23 protein-coding genes are annotated in these 22,424 nt (G+C 62.5%); 17 read left to right on the top strand and 6 right to left on the bottom strand.

Features of this window, described 5'->3' with window-relative positions; genetic code table 11:
* Nucleotides 1–3 precede the first annotated feature (3 nt).
* Nucleotides 4–1,434: an FAD-binding oxidoreductase gene (locus ACODTY_RS07410; protein ID WP_488993644.1), complete on the top strand. Its 1,431-nt coding sequence runs from the start codon at nucleotides 4–6 to the stop codon at nucleotides 1,432–1,434.
* Nucleotides 1,435–1,615: 181 nt separating this feature from the next.
* A complete protein-coding gene (locus tag ACODTY_RS07405) occupies nucleotides 1,616–2,182 on the top strand; it encodes a DUF6101 family protein (protein WP_488993643.1) in 567 nt (188 codons plus the stop codon).
* A gap of 150 nt (nucleotides 2,183–2,332) precedes the next feature.
* Here the strand turns inward: ACODTY_RS07405 and ubiA are convergent, their stop codons facing one another.
* Complete coding sequence (gene ubiA, locus ACODTY_RS07400; protein WP_488993714.1) at nucleotides 2,333–3,316, bottom strand: 4-hydroxybenzoate octaprenyltransferase; 984 nt, start codon at nucleotides 3,314–3,316, stop codon at nucleotides 2,333–2,335.
* 138 nt (nucleotides 3,317–3,454) lie between these two features.
* On the opposite strand from ubiA, the gene purD reads away from it, so the two are divergent.
* Together purD and arsC are read left to right on the top strand one after the other, a co-directional pair.
* On the top strand, nucleotides 3,455–4,735 hold the full coding sequence (purD, locus tag ACODTY_RS07395) for a phosphoribosylamine--glycine ligase (protein WP_488993642.1): 1,281 nt from the start codon (nucleotides 3,455–3,457) through the stop codon (nucleotides 4,733–4,735).
* Complete coding sequence (gene arsC / locus ACODTY_RS07390) at nucleotides 4,732–5,145, top strand: arsenate reductase (glutaredoxin) (protein ID WP_488993641.1); 414 nt, start codon at nucleotides 4,732–4,734, stop codon at nucleotides 5,143–5,145. The genes purD and arsC overlap by 4 nt, the downstream gene beginning before the upstream one ends.
* Here arsC and ACODTY_RS07385 read toward each other — a convergent pair.
* The gene (locus tag ACODTY_RS07385) at nucleotides 5,142–6,284 is read right to left on the bottom strand and encodes a glycoside hydrolase family 25 protein (RefSeq protein WP_488993713.1); all 1,143 of its coding nucleotides are present in this window, start codon (nucleotides 6,282–6,284) and stop codon (nucleotides 5,142–5,144) included. The two genes, arsC and ACODTY_RS07385, sit on opposite strands and share 4 nt — an antisense overlap.
* A gap of 523 nt (nucleotides 6,285–6,807) precedes the next feature.
* Between ACODTY_RS07385 and ACODTY_RS07380 the strand changes: the two genes are divergently transcribed.
* Both ACODTY_RS07380 and ACODTY_RS07375 read left to right on the top strand, forming a co-directional pair.
* Nucleotides 6,808–8,583 carry an acyl-CoA dehydrogenase family protein gene (locus tag ACODTY_RS07380; protein WP_488993640.1) on the top strand — a complete coding sequence of 592 codons (1,776 nt, stop codon included), beginning with the start codon at nucleotides 6,808–6,810 and terminating at the stop codon, nucleotides 8,581–8,583.
* Between the two features lie 28 nt (nucleotides 8,584–8,611).
* On the top strand, nucleotides 8,612–9,367 hold the full coding sequence (locus tag ACODTY_RS07375) for a crotonase/enoyl-CoA hydratase family protein (protein WP_488993639.1): 756 nt from the start codon (nucleotides 8,612–8,614) through the stop codon (nucleotides 9,365–9,367).
* Between the two features lie 34 nt (nucleotides 9,368–9,401).
* Here ACODTY_RS07375 and pdxH read toward each other — a convergent pair whose 3' ends face one another.
* The 3 genes from pdxH to ACODTY_RS07360 form a co-directional block, all read right to left on the bottom strand.
* On the bottom strand, nucleotides 9,402–10,007 hold the full coding sequence (gene pdxH, locus ACODTY_RS07370) for a pyridoxamine 5'-phosphate oxidase (RefSeq protein ID WP_488993638.1): 606 nt from the start codon (nucleotides 10,005–10,007) through the stop codon (nucleotides 9,402–9,404).
* A gap of 220 nt (nucleotides 10,008–10,227) precedes the next feature.
* Nucleotides 10,228–10,407, bottom strand: a complete 180-nt coding sequence (locus ACODTY_RS07365) for a hypothetical protein (RefSeq protein ID WP_488993637.1) — start codon at nucleotides 10,405–10,407, stop codon at nucleotides 10,228–10,230.
* 2 nt (nucleotides 10,408–10,409) lie between these two features.
* Nucleotides 10,410–10,844, bottom strand: a complete 435-nt coding sequence (locus ACODTY_RS07360) for a hypothetical protein (protein ID WP_488993636.1) — start codon at nucleotides 10,842–10,844, stop codon at nucleotides 10,410–10,412.
* A 278-nt stretch (nucleotides 10,845–11,122) separates the two neighbouring features.
* Here ACODTY_RS07360 and ACODTY_RS07355 point away from each other — a divergent pair, with 278 nt between their 5' ends.
* From ACODTY_RS07355 to ACODTY_RS07340, 4 genes are all read left to right on the top strand, one after another.
* Nucleotides 11,123–11,584 (top strand): RT0821/Lpp0805 family surface protein, encoded by a 462-nt coding sequence (locus ACODTY_RS07355; RefSeq protein WP_488993635.1) that lies wholly within the window; start codon nucleotides 11,123–11,125, stop codon nucleotides 11,582–11,584.
* A gap of 103 nt (nucleotides 11,585–11,687) precedes the next feature.
* The gene (locus ACODTY_RS07350) at nucleotides 11,688–12,623 is read left to right on the top strand and encodes a DnaJ C-terminal domain-containing protein (RefSeq protein WP_488993634.1); all 936 of its coding nucleotides are present in this window, start codon (nucleotides 11,688–11,690) and stop codon (nucleotides 12,621–12,623) included.
* Nucleotides 12,624–12,722: 99 nt separating this feature from the next.
* Nucleotides 12,723–13,541, top strand: a complete 819-nt coding sequence (fabI, locus tag ACODTY_RS07345) for an enoyl-ACP reductase FabI (RefSeq protein ID WP_056245811.1) — start codon at nucleotides 12,723–12,725, stop codon at nucleotides 13,539–13,541.
* A 48-nt stretch (nucleotides 13,542–13,589) separates the two neighbouring features.
* The gene (locus ACODTY_RS07340) at nucleotides 13,590–14,177 is read left to right on the top strand and encodes a histidine phosphatase family protein (RefSeq protein WP_488993633.1); all 588 of its coding nucleotides are present in this window, start codon (nucleotides 13,590–13,592) and stop codon (nucleotides 14,175–14,177) included.
* Between the two features lie 12 nt (nucleotides 14,178–14,189).
* Here ACODTY_RS07340 and ACODTY_RS07335 read toward each other — a convergent pair whose 3' ends face one another.
* Complete coding sequence (locus tag ACODTY_RS07335; RefSeq protein ID WP_056245241.1) at nucleotides 14,190–14,453, bottom strand: DUF1344 domain-containing protein; 264 nt, start codon at nucleotides 14,451–14,453, stop codon at nucleotides 14,190–14,192.
* Between the two features lie 184 nt (nucleotides 14,454–14,637).
* Here ACODTY_RS07335 and aroC point away from each other — a divergent pair, with 184 nt between their 5' ends.
* The 7 genes from aroC (at nucleotide 14,638) to dxs (ending at nucleotide 22,321) form a co-directional block, all read left to right on the top strand.
* Nucleotides 14,638–15,735, top strand: coding sequence for a chorismate synthase (gene aroC, locus ACODTY_RS07330; RefSeq protein ID WP_488993632.1), 1,098 nt, complete (start codon nucleotides 14,638–14,640; stop codon nucleotides 15,733–15,735).
* Between the two features lie 130 nt (nucleotides 15,736–15,865).
* Nucleotides 15,866–16,963 carry a 3,4-dihydroxy-2-butanone-4-phosphate synthase gene (gene ribB / locus ACODTY_RS07325; RefSeq protein WP_488993631.1) on the top strand — a complete coding sequence of 366 codons (1,098 nt, stop codon included), beginning with the start codon at nucleotides 15,866–15,868 and terminating at the stop codon, nucleotides 16,961–16,963.
* Between the two features lie 80 nt (nucleotides 16,964–17,043).
* On the top strand, nucleotides 17,044–18,027 hold the full coding sequence (locus ACODTY_RS07320) for a hypothetical protein (protein ID WP_488993630.1): 984 nt from the start codon (nucleotides 17,044–17,046) through the stop codon (nucleotides 18,025–18,027).
* Between the two features lie 70 nt (nucleotides 18,028–18,097).
* Nucleotides 18,098–19,024, top strand: coding sequence for a histone deacetylase family protein (locus ACODTY_RS07315; protein WP_488993629.1), 927 nt, complete (start codon nucleotides 18,098–18,100; stop codon nucleotides 19,022–19,024).
* A gap of 3 nt (nucleotides 19,025–19,027) precedes the next feature.
* Nucleotides 19,028–19,279 carry an exodeoxyribonuclease VII small subunit gene (locus tag ACODTY_RS07310; RefSeq protein WP_056245226.1) on the top strand — a complete coding sequence of 84 codons (252 nt, stop codon included), beginning with the start codon at nucleotides 19,028–19,030 and terminating at the stop codon, nucleotides 19,277–19,279.
* A 111-nt stretch (nucleotides 19,280–19,390) separates the two neighbouring features.
* Nucleotides 19,391–20,311, top strand: a complete 921-nt coding sequence (locus tag ACODTY_RS07305; RefSeq protein WP_488993628.1) for a pirin family protein — start codon at nucleotides 19,391–19,393, stop codon at nucleotides 20,309–20,311.
* 96 nt (nucleotides 20,312–20,407) lie between these two features.
* Complete coding sequence (dxs, locus tag ACODTY_RS07300; RefSeq protein WP_488993627.1) at nucleotides 20,408–22,321, top strand: 1-deoxy-D-xylulose-5-phosphate synthase; 1,914 nt, start codon at nucleotides 20,408–20,410, stop codon at nucleotides 22,319–22,321.
* Nucleotides 22,322–22,424 lie beyond the last annotated feature (103 nt).

Genomic DNA, 22,424 nt, shown 5'->3' with positions numbered 1-22,424 from the left:
CGCATGAACGATGCCGTCACTCAACTCGATCCCGCCCTTGTCCAGCGTTTTGCCAAAATTGTCGGCGACAAATATGCGTTGCACGCGCCGGACGACATCGCGCCCTATCTGATCGAGCCGCGCGGGCTGTGGCATGGCCGCAGCCAGCTCGTGCTGAGGCCGGGCAGCGTGGACGAGGTGAGCCGGATCCTCAGGCTTGCCACGGAGACACGCACGCCGGTGGTGCCGCAAAGCGGCAATACCGGGCTGGTCGGCGCACAGGTACCGGACGCGAGCGGCAGGCAAGTGGTGCTGTCGCTGTCCAGGCTGAACCGCATCCGCGAGATCGATGTCCAGTCCAATACGGTAACGGCAGAGGCGGGCGTCATCCTGCAGACGCTTCAGCAGGCGGCGGATGGCGTGGACCGGCTGTTTCCGCTTTCGCTGGGCGCGCAGGGCTCATGCCAGATCGGCGGCAACCTTTCCTCCAATGCAGGCGGCACCAATGTGCTGGCCTATGGCAATGCGCGCGAACTGTGCCTTGGCGTTGAAGTGGTGCTGCCGACCGGCGAGGTATTCGACGATCTGCGCAAGCTGAAGAAGGACAACACCGGCTACGACCTGAAGAACCTGTTCGTCGGGGCAGAGGGCACGCTGGGCGTGATCACGGCTGCGGTGTTGAAGCTGTTCCCGAAGCCGAGGGGCCGCGAGGTGGCCTTTGTCGGCCTGCCATCGGCTGAGGCGGCCCTTGCCCTGTTTGGAGCGGCTGGTGCACGTGCCGGCAGCGCGCTGACCGCATTCGAGTTGATTGGCAAGCGCCCTTACGATTTCACGCTTGCCCATGCGAGCGGCGTGGTGCGCCCGCTGGAAGGCGACTGGCCTTGGTATGTGCTGACCGAGATTTCTTCCGGACGCTCGGCGGAGGACGCGCGTGCCCTCATCGAAGACATATTGTCTGCGGCATTCGATGCGGAAATCATTGGCGATGCGGTGATCGCCTCCAGCCTTGCGCAGGCGCAGGCCTTCTGGAATTTCCGCGAATTGTTGCCGGAAGCGCAGAAGCCGGAAGGCGCGTCGATCAAGCACGACATTTCGGTGCCGATTTCCTCCATACCGACTTTCATCGAGCGGGCGGAAAAGGCGGTGGCTTCCGTCAGCCCCGGCGCGCGCATCGTCTGCTTCGGCCATATGGGCGACGGCAACCTGCATTATAATATCTCGCGCCCTGAGGGCGGCGACGACCAAGCCTTCCTCGACCTCTATCATGCGATGAACAAGGCCGTGCATGACGTGGTGCGGGCGCTCGACGGATCGATCTCCGCCGAGCATGGCATCGGCCAGTTGAAGCGCGACGAGCTGATCGCGACAGCGCCGCCGATGGCAATCGACCTGATGCGCCGGGTGAAGGCTGCCTTCGATCCGGCAGGCATCATGAATCCCGGTAAGGTTATCTGATCCTTTCCAATTCGCGGGGCCGGTCGGATTCCGCTAACCATCTGGCAGATCAGCAAAATTTAACCGACTTTTTTAAGCCCGCCGGTAAGGTGCGCACGCTACCGTCTGATCCATAACGAGGCTGGAAAACGGCCCGGGGAGAACCGGAAAACCGGCTCTCAGGAGAGACAGGAAGGCACTGATGAAATCTGGACTGAAGCCAGTCTGGGCGGGACGCAACATGCGCCTCGACCCGTTCCGCTTGCCGCAAGTGGTGAGCTACGCGACCCGCGACGACAGCGGTGACGTGACCTCCACAATCGATCATCGCGGCGCCGTCATCCGCCGCACGCTGGAGATGAGCGGTCTTCCCGCCATAATCGCGCTGCCGGCCAATGCCTTCCGCGGCGTGGCTGCGCGCGCCATGGAAGACGAGGACGGAAACGTCACCGTGACGCTGGAACTGTTGCACAACGACCCGATGCTTTCAGTGCCGCTGCTTGTCGCCGACGATCTTGACGATGTTGCCGCCGACTGGCGCGCGTGGGCCGACGCCTACAGGCTGCCGATGCTGCTGATCGAGGCGGATGGCGAGGCGCGCACGCTGGAGGAATCCCTTGGCGCGGCACTGAAGACGCTGCCGCCGCAGGACCGTCGCAAGGGCCGCGTTTCCATGCAGAGGCGGCCTCGCTTCCTCGCCCGCCGCCGCGCGGGAGACCTCGGCCTCAGGCTGGTGGTCGATGGCGAGGAAATCATCGCCGCCGAGTAGATTCAGGTGAGGGCGGCCTGCGAATGCCGCCTTTCTGCGCTTCCGGTGCTCATGTACCGATATGTACACTCCGCTCCGGTTCTCGAAAGTCAACATTCTCGGCTCGACCTGACCTGAATCTTGGGCGCTGCCCAAGCCGAGGGCGGGCCGCTAAAGGAGCGGCTTGAGCGCCGCCCATGCCGCGCCGCCGACAATGCCAAGGAAGACCAGCCAGCCGACCTGATTGTTCGATTTGAACAGGCGCAGGCACTGGTCGGGATTGTCGATGTCTAGCGTGGAGATCTGGCGCGCCATATGCGCGCCGGCTGCGATTAGCCCTGCCATGACCGGCACAGGCGCCTGCGCATTGGCGAAGGCTACCGCAAAGCACATAAGCGCACCGGCATAGAGACCGGCCAGCCATGCCTTGGTGTTGTCGCCGAACAGGCGCGCGGTAGAGCGCACGCCGACGATAGCGTCGTCCTCCTTGTCCTGATGCGCGTAGATGGTGTCGTAGCCGATCACCCACAGGATCGAGCCGACATAGAGCATGATGGCGGGCGCATCGATGTCTCCGAACTCGTTGGCCCATCCCATCAGCGCGCCCCAGGAAAAGGCAAGGCCGAGAACGAGTTGCGGCCAGTCGGTGAATCGCTTCATGAACGGATAGATGGCGACGATCACCAAGGACGAGATGCCGAGGCCAATGGCGAAGCTGTTGAACTGCAACAACACGCCAAGCCCGATCAGCGCCTGGATGGCAAGGAAGGCCCACGCCTGCCGTCGCGTGACTTTTCCCGATGGCAGCGGGCGCGAGCGGGTGCGCTCGACGGCGACGTCGATGTCTTCATCGACGATGTCGTTGTAGGTGCAGCCCGCGCCGCGCATGGCGATGGCGCCGATGAGGAAAAGCACAAGCGTGTAGGGCTGCGGCAAGAGCGTCAGGATCGGATCGGTCGGGCGGGCATAGGCCGTGGCGGCAAGTGCCGCCGACCACCAGCACGGCCAAAGCAGCAACTGCCAGCCGATAGGCCGGTCCCAGCGGGCAAGCTGCGCATAGGGCCACAGCCAGCGCGGCAGCACCCGGTAGACCCAGTGCCCGCTTGGCGCATCCGCGACGCGCCCCTGGGCTGCTTTCGACTGAATGGTTTCCATGACGCTGGAGTGGCAGCGCCGGGCGATGCAGTCAAGACGACGAATTGCCCTTGATAAGCTCTGCCAAAGCTTGACCGAGGGGCTGCGGACCCATACCGGAAGTTTCGCCATCGGATTGGACAGCGAGGTGCAGCCAGCATGAACGTTCTTCTTCTCGGCTCGGGTGGCCGCGAGCATGCGCTGGCCTGGAGGCTTGCTGCTTCGCCGATGTTGACCAGGCTCTATGCAGCGCCGGGCAATCCCGGCATCGCCAAAGAGGCGGAACTGGTTGCGCTTGATGTTGCCGACCACGCAGCGGTGGCGCGGTTCTCCCAAGAGAAGAAGATCGACCTGGTCGTCGTCGGGCCGGAAGCGCCGCTGGTGGCAGGTATTGCCGATGACTTGCGCGCCAAGGGCATCCGCGTCTTTGGCCCCTCGAAGGCTGCGGCGCAACTCGAGGGGTCGAAGGGCTTCACCAAGGATCTGTGCGCGCGATACGGCATTCCGACCGGAGCCTATGGCCGCTTCGATAGTCTCGCTGCGGCGCGGGCTTATGTCGAGGAAAAGGGTGCGCCGATCGTCATCAAGGCGGATGGGCTTGCCGCAGGTAAGGGCGTGACCGTTGCGATGACGCTTGCCGAGGCGATTGCAGCGCTCGAAGCCTGTTTCGACGGCTCGTTCGGCAGCGCAGGCGCTGAGGTCGTGGTGGAGGAATTCCTGACGGGCGAAGAAGCGAGCTTCTTTTGCCTGTGCGATGGCGCAACCGCGCTGCCATTCGGAACTGCGCAGGACCACAAGCGCGTTGGCGAGGGCGACACGGGGCCGAACACCGGCGGCATGGGCGCTTACTCGCCGGCGCCGGTGATGACGCCTGAAGTGGTCGAACGGACCATGCGCGAGATCATCGAGCCGACCATGCACGGCATGGCCGAGAAAGGCATGCCGTTTTCCGGCGTGCTGTTCGCGGGGCTGATGATCGACGGCAAGGGCGCGCCGAAACTGATCGAGTTCAATGCCCGCTTCGGCGATCCCGAATGCCAGGTGCTGATGATGCGGCTGAAGGAGGATTTGCTGACGCTGCTGAACGCGGTGGTGGATGGGCAGCTTTCGCACATGTCGGCGCGCTGGCGCGATGAGACGGCGCTGACGGTGGTGATGGCGGCGAACGGATATCCGGCTTCACCGGAAAAGGGTTCGGTTATCCGCAATGTCGAGGCAGCGGCAGGCAAGGGCGTGGAGGTATTCCATGCCGGCACGGCTTTGCGGGATGGCGAACTTGTTGCCAATGGCGGACGTGTTCTCAACGTGACGGCAACCGGCCTGACTGCCGGCGAAGCGCAGGCCAAGGCCTATGCCGCCGTTGACCTTATCGATTGGCCGCAGGGTTTCTGCCGCCGTGACATCGGCTGGCGCGCGGTTGACAGGGAATTCGTGAAATGAGCGTGACCATCTACCACAACCCTTCCTGCGGCACCTCGCGCAACACACTCGCCATGATCCGTGCCTCGGGCGAGGAGCCGGAAATCATCGAGTATCTGAAGGCACCGCCGTCGCGGCAAAGGCTGGTCGAACTGCTTGCGCTGTTGGGCATGAAGCCGCGCGAACTGCTGCGCAGGAAGGGTACGCCCTATGCGGAGCATGGACTGGACGATCCGAAGTGGAGTGACGACGAGATCATCGACTTCATGATGGCGCATCCGATCCTGATCGAGCGTCCTATTGTCATAACGGACAAGGGCGCGGCGCTGACAAGGCCTTCGGAAACCGTTCTCGACCTGCTTGCCAATCCAGATATCGGTGATTTCACCAAGGAAGACGGTGAGGTCGTCAAAGCTCGACGGATTGCCTAGGGCCAGTAAGGTCGCGCGTCCTTCTTGATCGATCCGGTCGCGATAGGGTCTACACTAGGGGCGGCATCGGCTTTGGCAACCTGCGTCGTCCGGGCTTCTTGGCTGGCCAAAGCATATTCCGCCATGCCGTACGGATAAGGATTTTCCTTGGCCGGCTTCACCGCCACTTTGGGTAGCGTCCAGCCGGACCGGAACTTCGCCCAGCCGGTGCTGACTGCCGCGACAAGCTCTCCGACAGTCGGCGGCGTGGCAACCGCCGCATAGGTGATTTCGACCTTGCCCTTGAGACCTTCGCTGCGTGAGATCGGGACGGGGACGCTGGCCAGATAGTCGGTCGGCACATCGATGAGATGGCCGAACGGCCAGGCGGTGCGCAATTCATCCGCCGCCATCGGGGCGACGTTCACGTCGATGTCCAGCGGGGTGCCGGGTGGGCGATAGGGGCAACGGCGGCTGTTGCAGTTGGCCTGCGCTGAAAACTGCCAGAGCGCGTAGCTATCCCAATTGCCTTTCGGGAAATGCATGTCGATGTCGGGCTTGTAGCGGGCATACCAGAGCGGCAGCCGCGACAGGAGGCGATAGCGATAGCGGTTGTCGGCGATGTGCTTGGCAGTCGAACCGTTGGTGTAGAGAATGGGAAAGCGGCCGATGCGGCGATGCACCTGGCGAACGAATTCCTCGGCGTCGTCCAGCGACATCCACTGATCGGGATCGTTGTCCTCGATGTCGAGGGCAAGCAGGTCCTCGGGCGCCGGTTCGGCGAAATCGATGAAGTTGTTGGCCTGATCGACCGGATTGCCGGGGCGGGCGAGATGGTAGGCGCCCCATTCCAGGCCGAGCGCCTTCGCTACAGTGCGGCGGGTGTGGAACAATTCGCGCGCCACCGCATGGCGTTTCCACAGTGCCTTGCAAAGCTTGACGGCTTCTTCGTCGCCGGAGCAGGCGTAAGGCGGCGGCAAACCGTCGGAGGCCTTGTTGATGAAGGCGACGATGCGCTTGTCGGAGGCCAGCGCGTTCCAGTCGATGGAGTTGTACTCGTAGGCGTCGATGACCAGCGCCCGGTTGGGCTTCTTCCACGGTTCGGAGAAATCGGACGCCTTGGCAGGCAAAAGCGTGGCAAGCGTTGCCGCTGCCGCCATCAGTGCTGCCCGCAAGAAAGGTCGCCACGGAAATCCCAAGCCTGATTCCCTCATCATTTGGCGCAAATACTGGAGATTTATGGTTAACGAATTGCTTGCAGGGCTAATTAATGGCCGAGCCAGCCATGCGATGGCTCATCGTTTGCCGGCGGGCATGAACGGTTCGGGGGCCGGTTGCTGCTGTACGCTGCCTTCCGAGAGCCGCTTCTTGTGATGGACCAGCGAACATTTGGCCGAGCAGAGCAGGCCGCGATCCGACCAATAGGCCGGGCCATTCTCGGGCCTGCCTTCGTAATATGCAAATCCCTCGGCCCGAAACGGCCGGCCGCATTCAATACAATGGTCTGATCGAGCGAGCATGGCGATGTCTTTCGCAATCCTGTATGTATCGCACAAGAGGCGGATTTATAAAATCAGCGTGACAATTATTGACGTTTACGTAAAGTGCAGTCCAACAAGGCTGGCCGTAGCGTTTTGATCGGTTGGCACCTGAAAATGATGGCAGCCACAGGAGCATGAGCGGATGTATCGCGCACCCGTCGAGGAAATTGCCTTCACATTGAAAAATGTCGCCGGCCTGAGGGAAGCTCTGGCGGCGGGTGCATTCGGCGACCTCAGCGAAGATTTGATCGACGCCGTACTGCACGAAGCGGGGCGGTTCGCATCGGAAGAAATCGCGCCGCTCTACAAGGCGGGCGATGAAAAGAGTGCCGTGCTGAAAGACAGCGCGGTGACCACGCCTCCGGGCTGGCGCAACCTCTATAAGAATTGGGCCGAGGGCGGCTGGAATGCGGTGGCGGCACCGGAGGAATATGGCGGGCAGGGCCTGCCGATGATGCTTTCGGTAGCCGTTCTCGAAATGTGGAATTCGGCGTCGGTGGCGTTTTGCCTTGGGCCGATGCTGACGATGGGCGCGGTCGAGGCGCTGGACAAGCACGCGACCGAAGAACTCAAGCAGACCTACCTCGCCAAGCTGGTTTCCGGCGAATGGATGGGCACCATGAACCTGACCGAGCCGCAGGCCGGTTCGGATCTGGCGGCGCTGCGCACCCGTGCCGAACCAGCCGGCGACGGCACCTATCGCATTTTCGGCCAGAAGATATTCATCACTTATGGCGAGCACGATTTCACCGACAACATCGTGCATATGGTGCTGGCGCGCCTGCCCGATGCGCCGGCCGGAACACGCGGCATTTCGCTGTTCCTGGTGCCGAAGTTCCTGGTCAACAAGGATGGTTCGCTGGGCGCCCGCAACGATTTGTTCTGCTCGGGACTGGAAGAAAAGCTCGGCATTCATGGTTCGCCGACTTGCACCATGATCTATGGCGACGGCTTTGCCGGCGACAAGCCGGGCGCTGTCGGCTGGCTGATCGGCGAGGAGAACAAGGGCCTGGCCTGCATGTTCACCATGATGAACAACGCGCGCCTCAATGTCGGCATGCAGGGCGTTGGCATCGCCGAGATGGCGTTCCAGAAGGCGCTCGCCTTTGCCAACGAGCGTAGGCAGGGCAAGGCCGCAGGCTATTCCGGCAACGGCATGGCGCCGATCGTCTATCATCCGGACGTGCAGCGCAACCTGCTCACCATGAAGGCGCTGACGCAGATTTCGCGCGCCATCAGCTATAGCTGCGCCCATGCCATCGACATGGCGCGGGTGTCCGACGGCGCAACCCGCGCGAAGTGGCTCGACCGCGCCAACCTGCTGACGCCGCTGGCCAAGGCGTTCTCGACTGACGCCGGTGTCGATGTCGCTTCGCTCGGCATCCAGGTGCATGGCGGCATGGGCTTTATCGAGGAAACGGGCGCGGCGGCGCTCTATCGCGATGCGCGCATTGCGCCGATCTATGAAGGCACCAACGGCATCCAGGCGATCGATCTTGTTGCGCGCAAGCTGCCGCTGCGCGAAGGCGAGGAAGTGCACAGTTACATCGACGACCTTGTTGCAATCGCGAGTGCGGTGCGCACGTCCGGGCAGGGCGGTTTCGGCCAGACGGCAGACCTGCTCGACCAGGCGCTGGACGATCTTTCCGAGGCCACGCGGTTCCTGCAGTACCAGCTCGAAAAAGGGCAAGTCGAGGAGGCGCTCGCTGGGGCGACGCCCTATCTAAGGCTGTTTTCGCTTGCCGCCGGCGGCGCCTATCTGGCGCGTGCGGCGATTGCCGACCCGTCCGAACCCCGGCTCACTCTGTGCCGCTTCTTTGCCGAGAACATGCTGGCCGAGGTCGCGGCGCTCAAGGACCGGGTCATCGAAGGGGCTTCGAGCCTTATCCAGGCCGGCAAGACGCTGATTTCAGTCTGAAACCGTTCCATCCAGAGGCACAAAGATTTTGACAGACCATATCCTGATCGAACGGCGCGGCGCGGTGCAGATCATCCGCATGAACCGGCCGGAGAAGAAGAATGCGCTGACGCGCGCCATGTATGGCGCGATGTCGGCGGCGCTCGGCAAGGGTGATGCCGACCCATCGGTGCGCGTCCACGTCTTCCTTGGTGTGCCGGGCGCGTTTTCCGCGGGCAACGACCTTGCCGACTTCCTCGCTGTCGCAACCGGCGCGGAAGGCGGCAATGAGGTCTGGGATTTCCTGATGGCGCTGGCCAATTCGCAAAAGCCGATGGTTTCGGGCGTGGACGGCATTGCGGTGGGTATCGGCACGACGCTCAATTTGCATTGCGATCTGACGTTTGCCACGCCACGCACCGTGTTCCGCACGCCCTTCGTCGACCTGGGGCTTGTGCCGGAAGCTGGTTCAAGCCTGCTTGCGCCGCAGATACTCGGCCGGCAAGGGGCGTTTGCCCTGCTCGGCTTGGGTGAGGGGATTTCGGCTGAACATGCCAAGCGGGTGGGATTGATCTACGACGTGGTCGGGGAGGACGACCTTGAGGGTGCTGTGCTGGCCGCGGCGGAAGATATCGCCGCGAAGCCGCCCGAAGCGCTCAAGATCGCGCGCGACCTGATGCGCGGCCCGCGCGACGAGCTGGTGGCCCGCATCCGGGAAGAAGCCGAACATTTCCGCCAGCGGCTGAAGTCGGCGGAGGCTCATGCGGCCCTGTCAGCCTTCATGAGCCGCAAGAAGGCGGGGTAAGGAGCAGTCCGAACTCTGGTCCGCCGTTCCTTCGTTAGGGATAAAGCCGGGTCTTGCCCCACCCACCGTCTGGTTGGTGGGTAAACACGATGCGGTCATGCAGGCGGAATGGCCGGTCGTGCCAGAACTCGATGGTTTGCGGCATGATGCGGAAGCCCGACCAGTGTTTCGGACGCGGGATTTCGCCGATCGCATAGCGGGCGGTGTATTCGGCGACCGCCTTCTCCAGCGCGAACCGGCTTTCGAGTGGTCTTGACTGCTTCGAAGCCCATGCGCCGATGCGGCTGCCGCGTGGACGGGACGCGTAATAGGCATCGGCCTCCGCGTCGCTGGCGATCTCGACCGGGCCGCGCACACGCACCTGCCGCCGCAGCGATTTCCAGTGGAAGCACATCGCCGCCTTCATGTTGCCGAGGATTTCGCGACCCTTGGCGCTTTCGAAATTGGTGTAGAAAATGAAGCCGCGCTCGTCGAAACCTTTGAGCAGCACCATGCGCACATCGGGCAGGCCGTCGGCGTCCACCGTGGCCAGCGCGACACCGTTCGGATCGTTGGGCTCGGACTTGGTGGCGTCGTCCAGCCATTCAGCGAACAGGCGGTAGGGTTCGGCGGATTCGGTGAAATCTGGTTGCGACGTCAATTCTGCATTGCCTTCGAAGAGGGTCCGGTGAGCGGTGGGACCGGTTGCGTCTGTATGCGCATTCAATGCGCCAGCTTGATCGCCATACCCTAGCCGCACGCGCTGCTGTCAGGCAAACCGGATTCGCCAACTGGACCTATAGCTATTTGGTGTTGTTTCGCAGTTGTCCGTAGAGGTGCGGGCAGCTGTCGATCGGCCATGCTGTTCGGTCAAAGCGCTACTAAATTGGCTCGCCCTCGCCGTCCGGGCCGCCTGAAACATCGGATCCGAGCATTTCGACGCTGGCGACCGGGAAGGTTCGCTGGGCGACTTCAACGATGTTGTCGATGTGATCAGCAGCCCGGTATTCGTCATCGATCTCGACGCAAATTCTCAAGGTGACGATGACGGATGTCGGCATCTTCAGTCAGTCCAGCTTTCCCGGTCCGGGTAGCATTGTTGGCCAAGCGCGCCCTTGTCGATGGCGGCAAGACGGCAGGCTTCCGCCTGATAGTCCTTGCTCGAGCGCAGATGACCCCGGTAGAACCAGAATTCGTGCGTGGCGCCGTCATCGGTGGTCGACATGGCGCGCACATAGTCGCCGCTGCTTTCCAGCACGACCGCGGTCAGCGATTGCGTGCTGATGACGCAATTTGGGTACTGCGCCATGGCCTCCACGGCACGCAGTTTCGCCATTCCGAGAAACCGGTCGAGGTCCGCGATCGTGTCACAGATTGAATAGGGGCCGCTGCCCGCATTGCTCACCACAACCCCTGCCTTGTAGGCCCAGGGCTTGGCTCTGGCGTCTGCCGTGCCCGAAACGAACACAGCGGCAGCCAGCACCGCATATTTTAGCATTCCACCTCTGCAACAGGCGCACTTGCCTGATGCAGCCTCCCCAAAATTAATCTAGATTAGTGCTACATCCTAAAGTATCCAATTTACAACAGGTTTGTTTGAGTCCCGGTTGCCGCTGGGGCCGTTTGGCAGAAATAAGGTTCACAAGTGCTTGAATGGCTCGGACTCGGGCTGTTTTTCCTCTTGATCCTGCGCAAGACCTCGTGCGGCAATCTTCTGTTAACCCGCAGTCGTTCATAGTTTATTCAAACTTTATTTCCGGGCCGGGAGACTGCCGATTGTCGCGTAGCGCGCAGCCTTTTGACAGTTGGCAGTACCGCACTATCGCGTCGTTCGGCGTGAAGATCATGAGCTTGGCCTGTCTTGCCGCGCTGGCAGGGTGTGGAGTGGGCGGATTCAGCCTGGAAAAGGCCGAGGTCGACCGCGCGATCGTCACCAGCAATGTGCAGGCAAGCGCGACTGTGGCCGATGGCGGCATGGTCGCCGACCAGTTGACCATCCGCAACGCGGTGTCGTCGGCAGACCTCCAGGAAAGCGCGGGCCGCTCGCTGTCCTGGGCAAATGCCGATACAGGCTCGCGCGGATCGATAACCGGGCTGACGGAAAGCCGCAACAAGGGCGAATTGTGCCGGGACTTCGCCGCAACGCGCGAAAGCTTTGACGGCATTGCCCTTTACAACGGACGCATCTGCATGGTCGGTGCCGGCGTCTGGCGTATCGCTGATTTCAAGGCGGCGTAGCCCGGTCCCTGAACTGGCCAGTTTTCGTGCAGCACTGGAATTTCTTCCTATTGAAGCGCATATACCATCAGACCCTAACCCCTCTCGCTAGCAGGCAGGATTGATGCGCGACCCCTATGAGGTGCTGGGCGTTGCAAAGAACGCTTCGGCCAAGGACATAAAATCGGCGTACCGCAAGCTCGCCAAGAAGGATCATCCGGATCAGAATCCGAACGATCCCAAGGCGAAAGACCGTTTTGCCGCCGCCAACCAGGCTTATGAGATCCTCGGCGACGAGAAGGCGCGCGCCGCTTTCGACCGTGGCGAGATCGATGCCGACGGCAAGCCGCGCTTCCAGGGCTTCGAAAGAGCTGCCGGTGGCGGTGATCCGTTTGCCGGGTTCCGTCGCCAGCAAGGACCCGGAGGGCCGCATTTCGAGTTCCGCAGCAGCGGTGCCGGGCCGCAGGGATTCGACAGCGACATTTTCAGCCAGATATTCGGAGGCGCCTTCGGCCAGCAGCAAGCGGGCGGACAGCGGCAAGGGCCCGGTGCGGATCGCCGCCGGCCATCGCCGCCAGGTGCTGATTTGAACGTTGTGTTGGACATCACCATTGAAGAGGCTGCCACTGCGCCAAAGGTCACCGCGCAGTTTCCCGATGGCCGCAAGGTCGCGGTGAAACTGCCGACCTATGTCGAGGACGGCCAGACAATCCGGCTGAAAGGGCAGGGCGAGCAGGGACCGGGTGGCGTCGGCGATGCGCTGGTGAAGATCAGGTTCCGCCGTCATCCGCGTTACCGGATCGAAGGGCGCGACCTGCATGCGGACTTGCCGGTGTCGCTGAAGGACGCTGTTCTCGGCGCGAAGCTGCCCGTCGAGACGCCGGCCGGCAAGCTGGCGCTCAACGTGCCGGAATGGTCGAGTTCGGACAAGGTGCTGCGTCTCAAGGGCAAGGGTCTGCCGGAAAAGACCGGCGGCCACGGCGATCTCTACGTCCATGTGCGCATCATGCTGCCGGAAGGCGGCGACAAGGACCTGGAGGCCCTGCTGCGGAACAAGTGATGCGACTTCACGTTGTGGGCAGGCGTTTGGGTGCTTGAAGCCGCTGTAAGGCTGTGCGATAGGGCACCTCCCAAGCAAAAACGTGCGGAGAACGCTGAAATGGCGGGTGGACAGGGCCTTATGGCCGGCAAGCGCGGCCTTATTTTGGGCGTCGCCAACAATCGCTCTATCGCTTTCGGCATTGCCAAGGCCTGCGTCGACCAGGGCGCCGAGATTGCGCTGACCTATCAGGGCGAGGCGTTCAAGAAGCGCGTCGAGCCTTTGGCGGCGGAACTGGGCGCGCATGTCAGCGGCCATTGCGACGTCACCGATCCGGCGAGCCTCGACGCGGTGTTCGCCGATGTTGCCGGCCATTTCGGCAAGATCGACTTCCTCGTCCACGCCATCGCTTTTTCCGACAAGGAGGAGCTTGACGGCCGCTATGTCGAGACGACGCGCGCCAATTTCAACCGCACGATGGAAATCTCGGTGTTTTCCTTCACCGACATCGCCAAGCGCGCCGAGGCGATCATGAATGACGGCGGCTCGCTTTTGACCCTGACCTACTACGGCGCCGAAAAGGTCATGCCGCATTACAACGTCATGGGCGTTGCCAAGGCGGCGCTGGAGGCGAGCGTGCGCTATCTGGCCGTCGATCTGGGCGGTCGCGGCATCCGCGTCAACGCCATCTCTGCCGGCCCGATCAAGACGCTGGCCGCTTCCGGCATCGGCGACTTCCGCTACATCTTGAAGTGGAACGAGTACAATTCGCCGCTGAAGCGCACCGTGACGCCGGAAGAAGTTGGCGATTCAGGGCTCTATCTTTTGTCCGACCTGTCGCGCGGCGTTACCGGCGAGGTTCACCACGTCGATTCCGGCTATCATGTCGTCGGCATGAAAGCGGTGGATGCGCCGGATATTTCGACCGTAAAAGACTAGATCCCAAATCCGGGCCCTGTCCCGCTACGCGAACGAGTGCCGGACGCCATGTCTCCGCTTGTCTACATCGTGCGCCACGGCCAGACCGACTGGAACGTGGCAGAGCGCCTGCAGGGGCAGGCCGACATCGACATCAATGCCAAGGGACGTGGCGAGGCGACGGGCAATGGCCGCAGGCTGGCCGAGCTGATTGCCGACCCGCAGGATTTCGATTTTGTCGCCAGCCCGATGATCCGCACCCGCCATACGATGGAACTGGTGCGGCAGGCGATGGGGCTTCCCGCTTCCGGCTACACCACCGATCCGCGCCTGATGGAGATGAACTTCGGCGACTGGCAAGGCTATACGATCGCCGAGGTGGAGGAGCGCTATCCGGGCTCCACGCGGGGGCGTGTGCTGGACAAGTGGGACTTCAGGCCGCCGGGTAATGCGGCCGAAAGCTACCAGATGCTTCTGGAGCGGGTGCGCCCGTTTTTCGAGGCTCTAGAACGCCGGACCGTGTGCGTGACCCATGGCGGGGTGATCCGGGCGCTGTTCAGGCTTGTGGAAAAGGTTCCGAAGGCCAAGGCCGGGTCGCTGGATACCCCGCAAGACCGCATCCTGCGCTGGCAGGACGGCCATCTCGAATGGCTGTGATCCAGGCGTTGCCTATTCCGGCAACTGCATGTCGGTGATGACGTTGCCGGCGTCGGTGACGTCGAAGGCTATGACGATATCCATGCCGGGCTGCAGGGAATCGACGTCCATTTCGGCATTCAGCTTGTAGGCCTTGCCGTCATCCAGCGTCAGCGTCATCGCTTCCTTATCGACTTTCTTGATCACGCCTTCCGTCTGGCCTGCAAAGGCAGCGGTTGAAATGAAAAGCACAGCGGCAATTGCGCCAAGGAGCGTACGCCCGATCCGGGTAAGCATTGTCGTCCTCTTGGTTTCTTGCGCCCGGCTGATTTACTGCGGGCGATTTGGGGCTCAGCGAAGAGAGCAGAAACCAGCCCAATGTGTCAAAGCTTGGACAGGCACGATCACAGTTTGACCACTGCAAAAAACGCCAATAGAAGGCGCAGAAGAACCGATCAGCCGTCGGGCGGGGCCTGTTTTTATGTCTCACAACACTTTCGGTCATCTTTTTCGCGTGACCACATGGGGCGAGAGCCACGGCGCGGCCCTGGGCTGCGTGGTCGATGGCTGCCCGCCCGGCATCCGCTTCACGCTTGCCGACATCCAGACCGAGCTTGACCGCAGGCGGCCGGGCCAGTCGCGTTTCGTGACGCAGCGACGTGAGCCGGACGAGGTGAAGGTGCTGTCGGGCTTCGTGTTCGACGAAGACGGCGTGACGATGATCACCACCGGCACGCCGGTTTCGATGATGATCGAAAACGTTGACCAGCGTTCCAAGGACTATGGCGAGATCGCGCGCCAGTATCGTCCCGGCCATGCCGACTACACCTATGACGTCAAATACGGCCTGCGCGACCATCGCGGCGGCGGCCGCTCCTCGGCGCGCGAGACGGCGGCGCGCGTGGCGGCGGGAGCGCTGGCCCGCAAGGTGGTGCCCGGGCTGGTGGTGCGCGGCGCGCTTGTTTCGATGGGCGAAAAGAAGATCGACCGTGCGAACTGGAACTGGAATTTCATTGGCGACGCCGAAAATCCGTTCTTCACGCCGGACCCTGCTTCGGTGCCGGTTTTCACGGCCTATCTCGACGGCATCCGCAAGGCCGGGTCGTCGGTCGGCGCGGTGATCGAGATCGTCGCCGACGGCGTTCCGGCAGGCCTTGGCGCACCGATCTATGCCAAGCTCGACCAGGACATTGCGTCGAACCTGATGTCGATCAACGCCGTGAAGGGTGTCGAGATCGGCAACGGCTTCGAGGCGGCGACCATCACCGGCGAACAGAACGCCGACGAGATGCGCATGGGCAATGACGGCAAGCCTGTGTTCCTGTCGAACCATGCCGGTGGTATTCTTGGCGGCATCTCGACCGGCCAGCCGGTGATTGCGCGTTTCGCGGTCAAGCCGACGTCCTCGATCCTGACGCCGCGCAAGTCGATCGACAAGGACGGCAACGACGTCGACGTGATGACCAAGGGACGGCATGACCCGTGCGTCGGCATAAGGGCGGTGCCGATTGGCGAGGCGATGGTTGCCTGCGCCATCGCGGATCACTATCTGCGCCATCGCGGCCAGACGGGAAGATAAGGGATTAGGGGAATAGGGCAGTAAGGCGGTAAGGCGGTAAGCGACTGCTGGTACTTGCTCCCCGCGCTCCAATTTCCTATTGCCCTACTGCCCTGTTCCCTTACTGCCCTGCGAGCGAAGCGAGCGCACCATGCCTTACGACCAGAAGAAAATCGTTGAAGCCTTGCGCGCCTTCGAGCGCGGAGAAATCGTCGTGGTGATGGACGATGACGGGCGCGAGAACGAAGGCGACCTGATCGTTGCGGCCGTTCACTGCACGCCGGAGAAGATGGCCTTCATCGTGCGCCATACCTCGGGCATCGTTTGCGCGCCGATGCTGCGCGAAGATGCCAAGCGGCTGAACCTTGCGCCGATGGTGGCGGACAACGATTCCGCGCACACCACCGCTTTTACGGTCAGCGTTGATTTCAAGCATGGCACCACAACCGGCATTTCGGCGGATGACCGCACGCTGACCGTGCGCAATTTGGCCAATGGCAATGTCGGCGGCGCGGATTTCGTCCGCCCCGGCCACATCTTCCCCCTGATCGCTCGCGAAGGCGGCGTGCTGATGCGTTCCGGCCATACCGAGGCGGCAGTGGACCTTTGCAAGCTTGCCGGTCTGCCACCGGTGGGCGTGATTTCCGAGCTGGTCAACGACGATGGCACGGTCAAGCGCGGCCCGCAGGTGGCGGCTTTTGCGGAACAGCATGGGCTGAAGCAGGTGTCGGTGGCCGATCTAATTGCCTATCGCCAGCGCCAGGAAACTCTGGTCGAGCGCGTTGCCTGCACCGATATCGACACGACCGGCGGCAAGGCCAAGCTATATGCCTATACGCTGCCGTGGGACCCGATGCAGCATCTGGCGATTGTCTTCGGCGATATCCGCGACGGCGTGGACGTGCCGGTTCGCCTGCATCCCGAAGATGTGGTGACCGATGTTTTCGGCACCCGCCATCGGCTGGACGACATCATGCGGTCGATGGGCGAGCAGAAGCGGGGCGTCATCGTCTATCTGCGCGAGGGTTCGGTCGGCGTTGCGCATCAGGATCGCAAGCGGCCTTCGGCTGACCATGAGGATCATGAGGAAGCCCGCCGCCGCGAGAACGAATGGCGCGAGATCGGGCTTGGCGCGCAGATCCTCAAGGATCTCGGCATCTCCTCGATCAAGCTGATCGCGTCGCGCGAACGGCATTATGTCGGGCTGGAAGGCTTCGGCATCCACATCGCCAGCACCGAGATCGCGTAAAGGCCAGCCCAGCGCCGGCCTGTTGACCCGCAATAGCATTGTCTTCATCCTCCCGCCGCTGGCGAGGAGAGAATCGGTCGATGTGGGATTTCAGCGTCGGTACCTCACTGTCCATCATGGCGCGGACGTGGCCGTTCATCCTGCTGCGCATGGTCGTCTATTTCGGCATCACGCTGGCCTATATTCTGGCGACGGGATCGGGCGCTGGCGTCGGCTATGGCGTCGGCCATATCTCTTCCGACCCTGACGGGCCGACTTCCTTTGCCGTATGGGGCGGCATTGTCGGCTTTGGCCTTGTGTCGATCGCCGTCTACTGGGTCCGCGAATACATTCTCTATATCGTCAAGGCGGGCCATATTGCCGTGATGGTGCATCTGGTTGACGGGCGCGAGGTTCCGGGCGGCCAGAGCCAGATCAGCTACGCAAGGGGAGTGGTCACGCAGCGCTTTGCCGAGGCAAACGTGCTTTTTGTCGTGGACCAGCTTGTGAAGGGGGCGATCCGGGCAATCACCGGCCTGATCGGCGGCATTGCGGCCTTTCTGCCGATACCCGGCCTCGACGGGCTGGTGCGTTTCGCCAACACGGTGGTGCGCATTTCGCTGACCTATGTCGACGAGATCATCCTTGGCTACAACATCCGCGTGAATTCTTCGTCTCCCTTCGAAAGCGCGCGCCAGGGCGTCGTGCTTTACGCGCAGAACGGCAAGGTGATGCTGAAGAATGCCATCTGGCTGGCGGTGATCATGTGGGTGGTGTCGTTCCTCGTCTTCCTGTTCATGATCGCGCCGGCGGGAGCGCTCCTCTACTTCATGCCGGGCCAGCTTGGCGGCTGGGCGTTTGTCTTCGCCATCGTGTTCGCATGGGCGTTCAAGGCAGCACTGATCGAGCCGTTTGCCATCGCCTCGCTGATGCAGGTCTATTTCCGCACGATAGAAGGGCAGGTGCCCAATCCCGAATGGGACCGCAAACTGGCGGACGCCTCCTCGAAGTTCCGGCAGTTGAAGGACAAGGCGATGGGGTCGTTCGGAGCCGGATCGGGGACGAGACCCGCGCAGGGCATCTGATTCTGTTGATCGTTGCGCCGTAACGGCGTGAAGGCGTGGCAATGAGCAGCCTTCGCGCCTATATCGGGGCATGGTCACGCGCCTTTATACTCATCCGATCTATCTTGAGCACATAACGCCGCCCGGTCATCCGGAGCGCCCCGACCGGCTGCGCGCCATTGAGCGTGCGCTGGACGACGAGGCCTTTGCCGCACTCGATCGCGTGCAGGCGCCCGAGGGCGACGATGCGACAATTCTCTACGCGCATCCAGCCGACTTCGTGGACAGGGTGCGGGCCGCCATTCCGGACACCGGTATCGCCCGCATCGATGCCGACACCACGGCCAGCCCGAAAAGCTGGCAGGCCGCGCTGACGGCGATTGGCGCGGCAAACGCTGCCGTGGACGATGTGTTCGAGGGCAGGGCTGCCAATGTGTTCGTCGCGGCAAGGCCGCCGGGGCACCATGCCGAAAAGACCACGGCGATGGGCTTTTGCTTCTTCAACTACGCCGCCATTGCTGCTCGCCATGCGCAGAAGAAGCATGGCGCGGAGCGCGTCGCTATCGTCGATTGGGACGTGCATCACGGCAATGGTACGCAGGACATCTTCTGGGACGATCCGAGCGTGCTCTATTGTTCGACCCACCAGATGCCGCTTTATCCGGGCACCGGCGCGAAGAATGAGACGGGTGCTGGCAATATCGTCAACGCACCGCTTGCTCCGCAAACCGGATCGGAGACCTTCCGAGAGGCGTTCGACACGCGCGTCTTGCCCGCGCTGGACAAATTCGCGCCTGACCTGATCATCATTTCCGCCGGCTTCGACGCGCATCACCGTGATCCGCTGGCCGAGATCAACCTGGACGAGGACGACTTCGACTGGGCAACCGGCCAGTTGATGGAACGCGCGGGATGTTACAGCGGCAACCGTCTCGTCAGCCTGCTGGAAGGCGGCTACGATCTGCAGGGACTGGCATTTTCGACCGCGGCCCATGTCGCGCGCTTGATGAAGGGATAGGACATGGCCGGCGAGGCGAACGAGGACGTCAAGGCGATGAGCTTCGAGCAGGCGCTCGATGCGCTGGAAAAGATCGTGGTCGATCTGGAGCGCGGCGATGTCGCGCTCGACCAGTCGATCCGCATCTATGAACGCGGCGAGGCGCTGAAGGCGCATTGCGACCGCTTGCTGAAGGCAGCCGAGGACAAGGTCGAGAAAATCCGCCTGTCCCGCGACGGCAAGGCCGTGGGCACCGAACCTTTGGACGGCGAGTAGAGCGATTTTTCAAGCTACGGCGGGTAAACAGTCCGTCGCGGCTTTGCTGCTTTCCCGGGTCGCACATGGCGCATAGAGTGGCTTGCATGTGCTGAAACAGGGAGCCGCACGATGAGCTTCTTTCCCGGAAACGATCCGAATATCGGCGATGCCTTCGCCTGCGACGCCATCGAACTGATGGTGATCCCGAACGCCCGCGATATTGACGGCTTTCAGGTGCGCCGGGCCTTGCCGACGGCAAAGCGGCGGCTGGTCGGTCCCTTCATCTTCTTCGACCGCATGGGGCCTGCAATCCTGAGGGCGGGGCAGGCGCTCGACGTGCGCCCGCATCCGCATATCGGTCTTTCGACGGTGACCTACCTGTTCGACGGCAAGATCAGGCACCGCGATTCACTCGGCACGGAGATGGTGATCCAGCCGGGCGACGTGAACTTGATGACGGCTGGCCGCGGCATCGTCCATTCCGAGCGCACGCCGGAGGAATTGCGCGGCGCGCCGATGTCGGTGTCCGGCTTGCAGACATGGCTTGCGCTGCCGGATGGCAAGGAAGAGGTTGCGCCGCTGTTTGAGAACACGGCCAGCGCAGCCTTGCCGCAATTCGATGCCGACGGGGTGAGCGGGCGCATAGTCATCGGCGGCTTTTCCGGCCTGAAATCGCCGGTCCATGCGGCATCCGAAACGCTTTTTGCCGACATCAGGCTTGCGCCGGGAGCGAAGGTGCAGATTCCCGCCGATGCGGAGGAGCGCGCGATCTACACGCTGGAAGGCGAAGTTTCGATTTCAGGCGACCGCTTTCCGGGCGAACGGCTGCTGGTGTTCAAGCCGGGTGACGAGATCGTGATATCTTCGGAACACGGTGCGCATTTCATGCTGTTCGGCGGCGCTTCGATCGGTTCCAAGCGCTATATCTGGTGGAATTTCGTGTCGTCTTCGAAAGAACGCATCGAGCAGGCCAAGGAAGAATGGAAAACCGGACGCTTCGACATCGTGCCTGGTGACGAAGAGGAATATATACCGCTGCCGGAAGGCTGAGGCGTTCAGCGCCGCGAGACGTCACGGCGCATTTACATTGCAGCCCGCACGGCATATCCCCCTTGTCATCGACAGGAATATGGATGGGCTGCCGACGTGAACCCTAGACCCGACACCCCGCTTCTGGACAAGGTGAGCGTTCCGGCGGATTTGCGTGGCCTGCCTGAAACTGCGTTGCCGCAACTGGCCGCCGAATTGCGCACGGAGATGATCGACGCGGTCTCCCAGACCGGCGGCCATCTCGGCGCGGGCCTGGGTGTCGTCGAACTGACGGTGGCGCTGCACTACGTCTTCAACACACCACAGGATCGCATCATCTGGGATGTCGGCCACCAGGCCTATCCGCACAAGATTTTGAGCGGCAGGCGTGACCGCATCCGCACGCTGAGGCAAGAGGGCGGCCTGTCAGGCTTCACCAAGCGCGACGAGAGTGACTACGATCCGTTCGGCGCGGCCCATTCCTCCACCTCGATCTCTGCCGGTCTCGGCATGGCGGTGGCGCGCGACCTTTCCGGCGGCAAGAACAATGTCATCGCCGTCATCGGCGACGGCGCGCTGTCGGCGGGCATGGCCTATGAAGCCTTGAACAACGCCGGTGCATTGGGTTCGCGCCTGATCGTCATCCTGAACGACAACGAGATGTCGATTGCACCGCCTGTGGGCGCGATGAGCGCCTATCTGGCGCGGCTCGCGTCGGGTCGGACCTATCAAGGCTTTCGCGAACTTGGCAAGAAGCTGACGGGCTATCTCGGCGAGCGTGCGGACAGGGCGATCACCCGCGCGGTCGAACATGCGCGCGGCTATGTCACCGGCGGCACGCTGTTCGAGGAGATGGGCTTCTTCCACATCGGCCCGATCGACGGGCACAATCTGGAACACCTCGTTCCGGTGCTGAAGAACGTGCGCGACCACGGCACGGGACCGGTGTTGATCCATGTCGTGACCCAGAAGGGCAAGGGCTACGCGCCGGCCGAGGCAGCGGCCGATAAGTATCACGGCGTCAACCGCTTCGACGTCATCACCGGCGCGCAGGCCAAGGCACCGGCCAATGCGCCGAGCTACACCAAGGTTTTTGCCCAAAGCCTGATCCAGGAAGCGCGCGAGGACGAGCGCATCGTCGCCGTGACCGCCGCCATGCCGGGCGGCACCGGCCTCGACCTGTTTGGCGAAGTCTTCCCAAGCCGCACCTTCGATGTCGGCATAGCCGAACAGCACGGGGTGACCTTTGCCGCCGGCTTGGCGACTGAGGGCTACAAGCCGTTCGCCGCCATCTACTCGACCTTCCTGCAACGCGCCTACGATCAGGTTGTCCACGACGTGGCGATCCAGAAACTGCCGGTGCGTTTTCCCATCGACCGGGCCGGCTATGTCGGCGCCGATGGCGCGACGCATTGCGGCGCGTTCGACACGACTTTCCTGGCGTCGTTGCCGGGCTTCGTCGTCATGGCTGCGGCGGATGAAGCCGAACTGCGTCATATGGTGCGCACCGCCGCGAGCTATGACGAAGGCCCCATTTCTTTCCGCTATCCGCGCGGCAATGGTGTCGGCGTCGAGATGCCCGAACGCGGTTCGGTGCTGGAAATCGGCAAGGGCCGTATCGTCAAGGAAGGCACCAGGGTTGCGCTGCTGTCGTTCGGAACGCGCCTTGCCGATTGCCTGCTGGCAGCCGAGGAACTGGGTGCGGCAGGGCTTTCGACCACCGTTGCCGATGCGCGTTTCGCTAAGCCGCTGGATCAGGATCTGGTGCGCAGGCTTGCCCGCTCGCACGATGTGCTGGTGACGGTGGAGGAGGGCGCCATTGGCGGCTTCGCCAGCCATGTGCTGCACTTCCTCGCGCATGAAGGATTGCTCGAAAGCGGCCTCAAGGTTCGCCCGCTGGTGCTGCCCGATGAGTTCACCGACCACGGCAAGCCGGAAAAGATGTATGCCGCAGCCGGCCTTGACGCGGCGGGCATCGTGCAGGCCGTGTTTGCAGCGCTTGGACGTTCCGTTGGCGCGCAGCGTGCCTGATTCACCGGATTAAGCCGGTGAATCGGTTTCCCAGCACGGCAATCTAAGCCTCTGGTTCGAATCGATTTTGTTCCATTGAGATGGCGCTTGCCTTCGTCGTCGG

The sequence above is a fragment of the Mesorhizobium sp. FG116 genome (assembly GCF_057809835.1).
The sequence above is the reverse complement of the archived record's forward strand: the minus strand, read 5'-3'. Positions and strand labels throughout refer to the sequence as shown.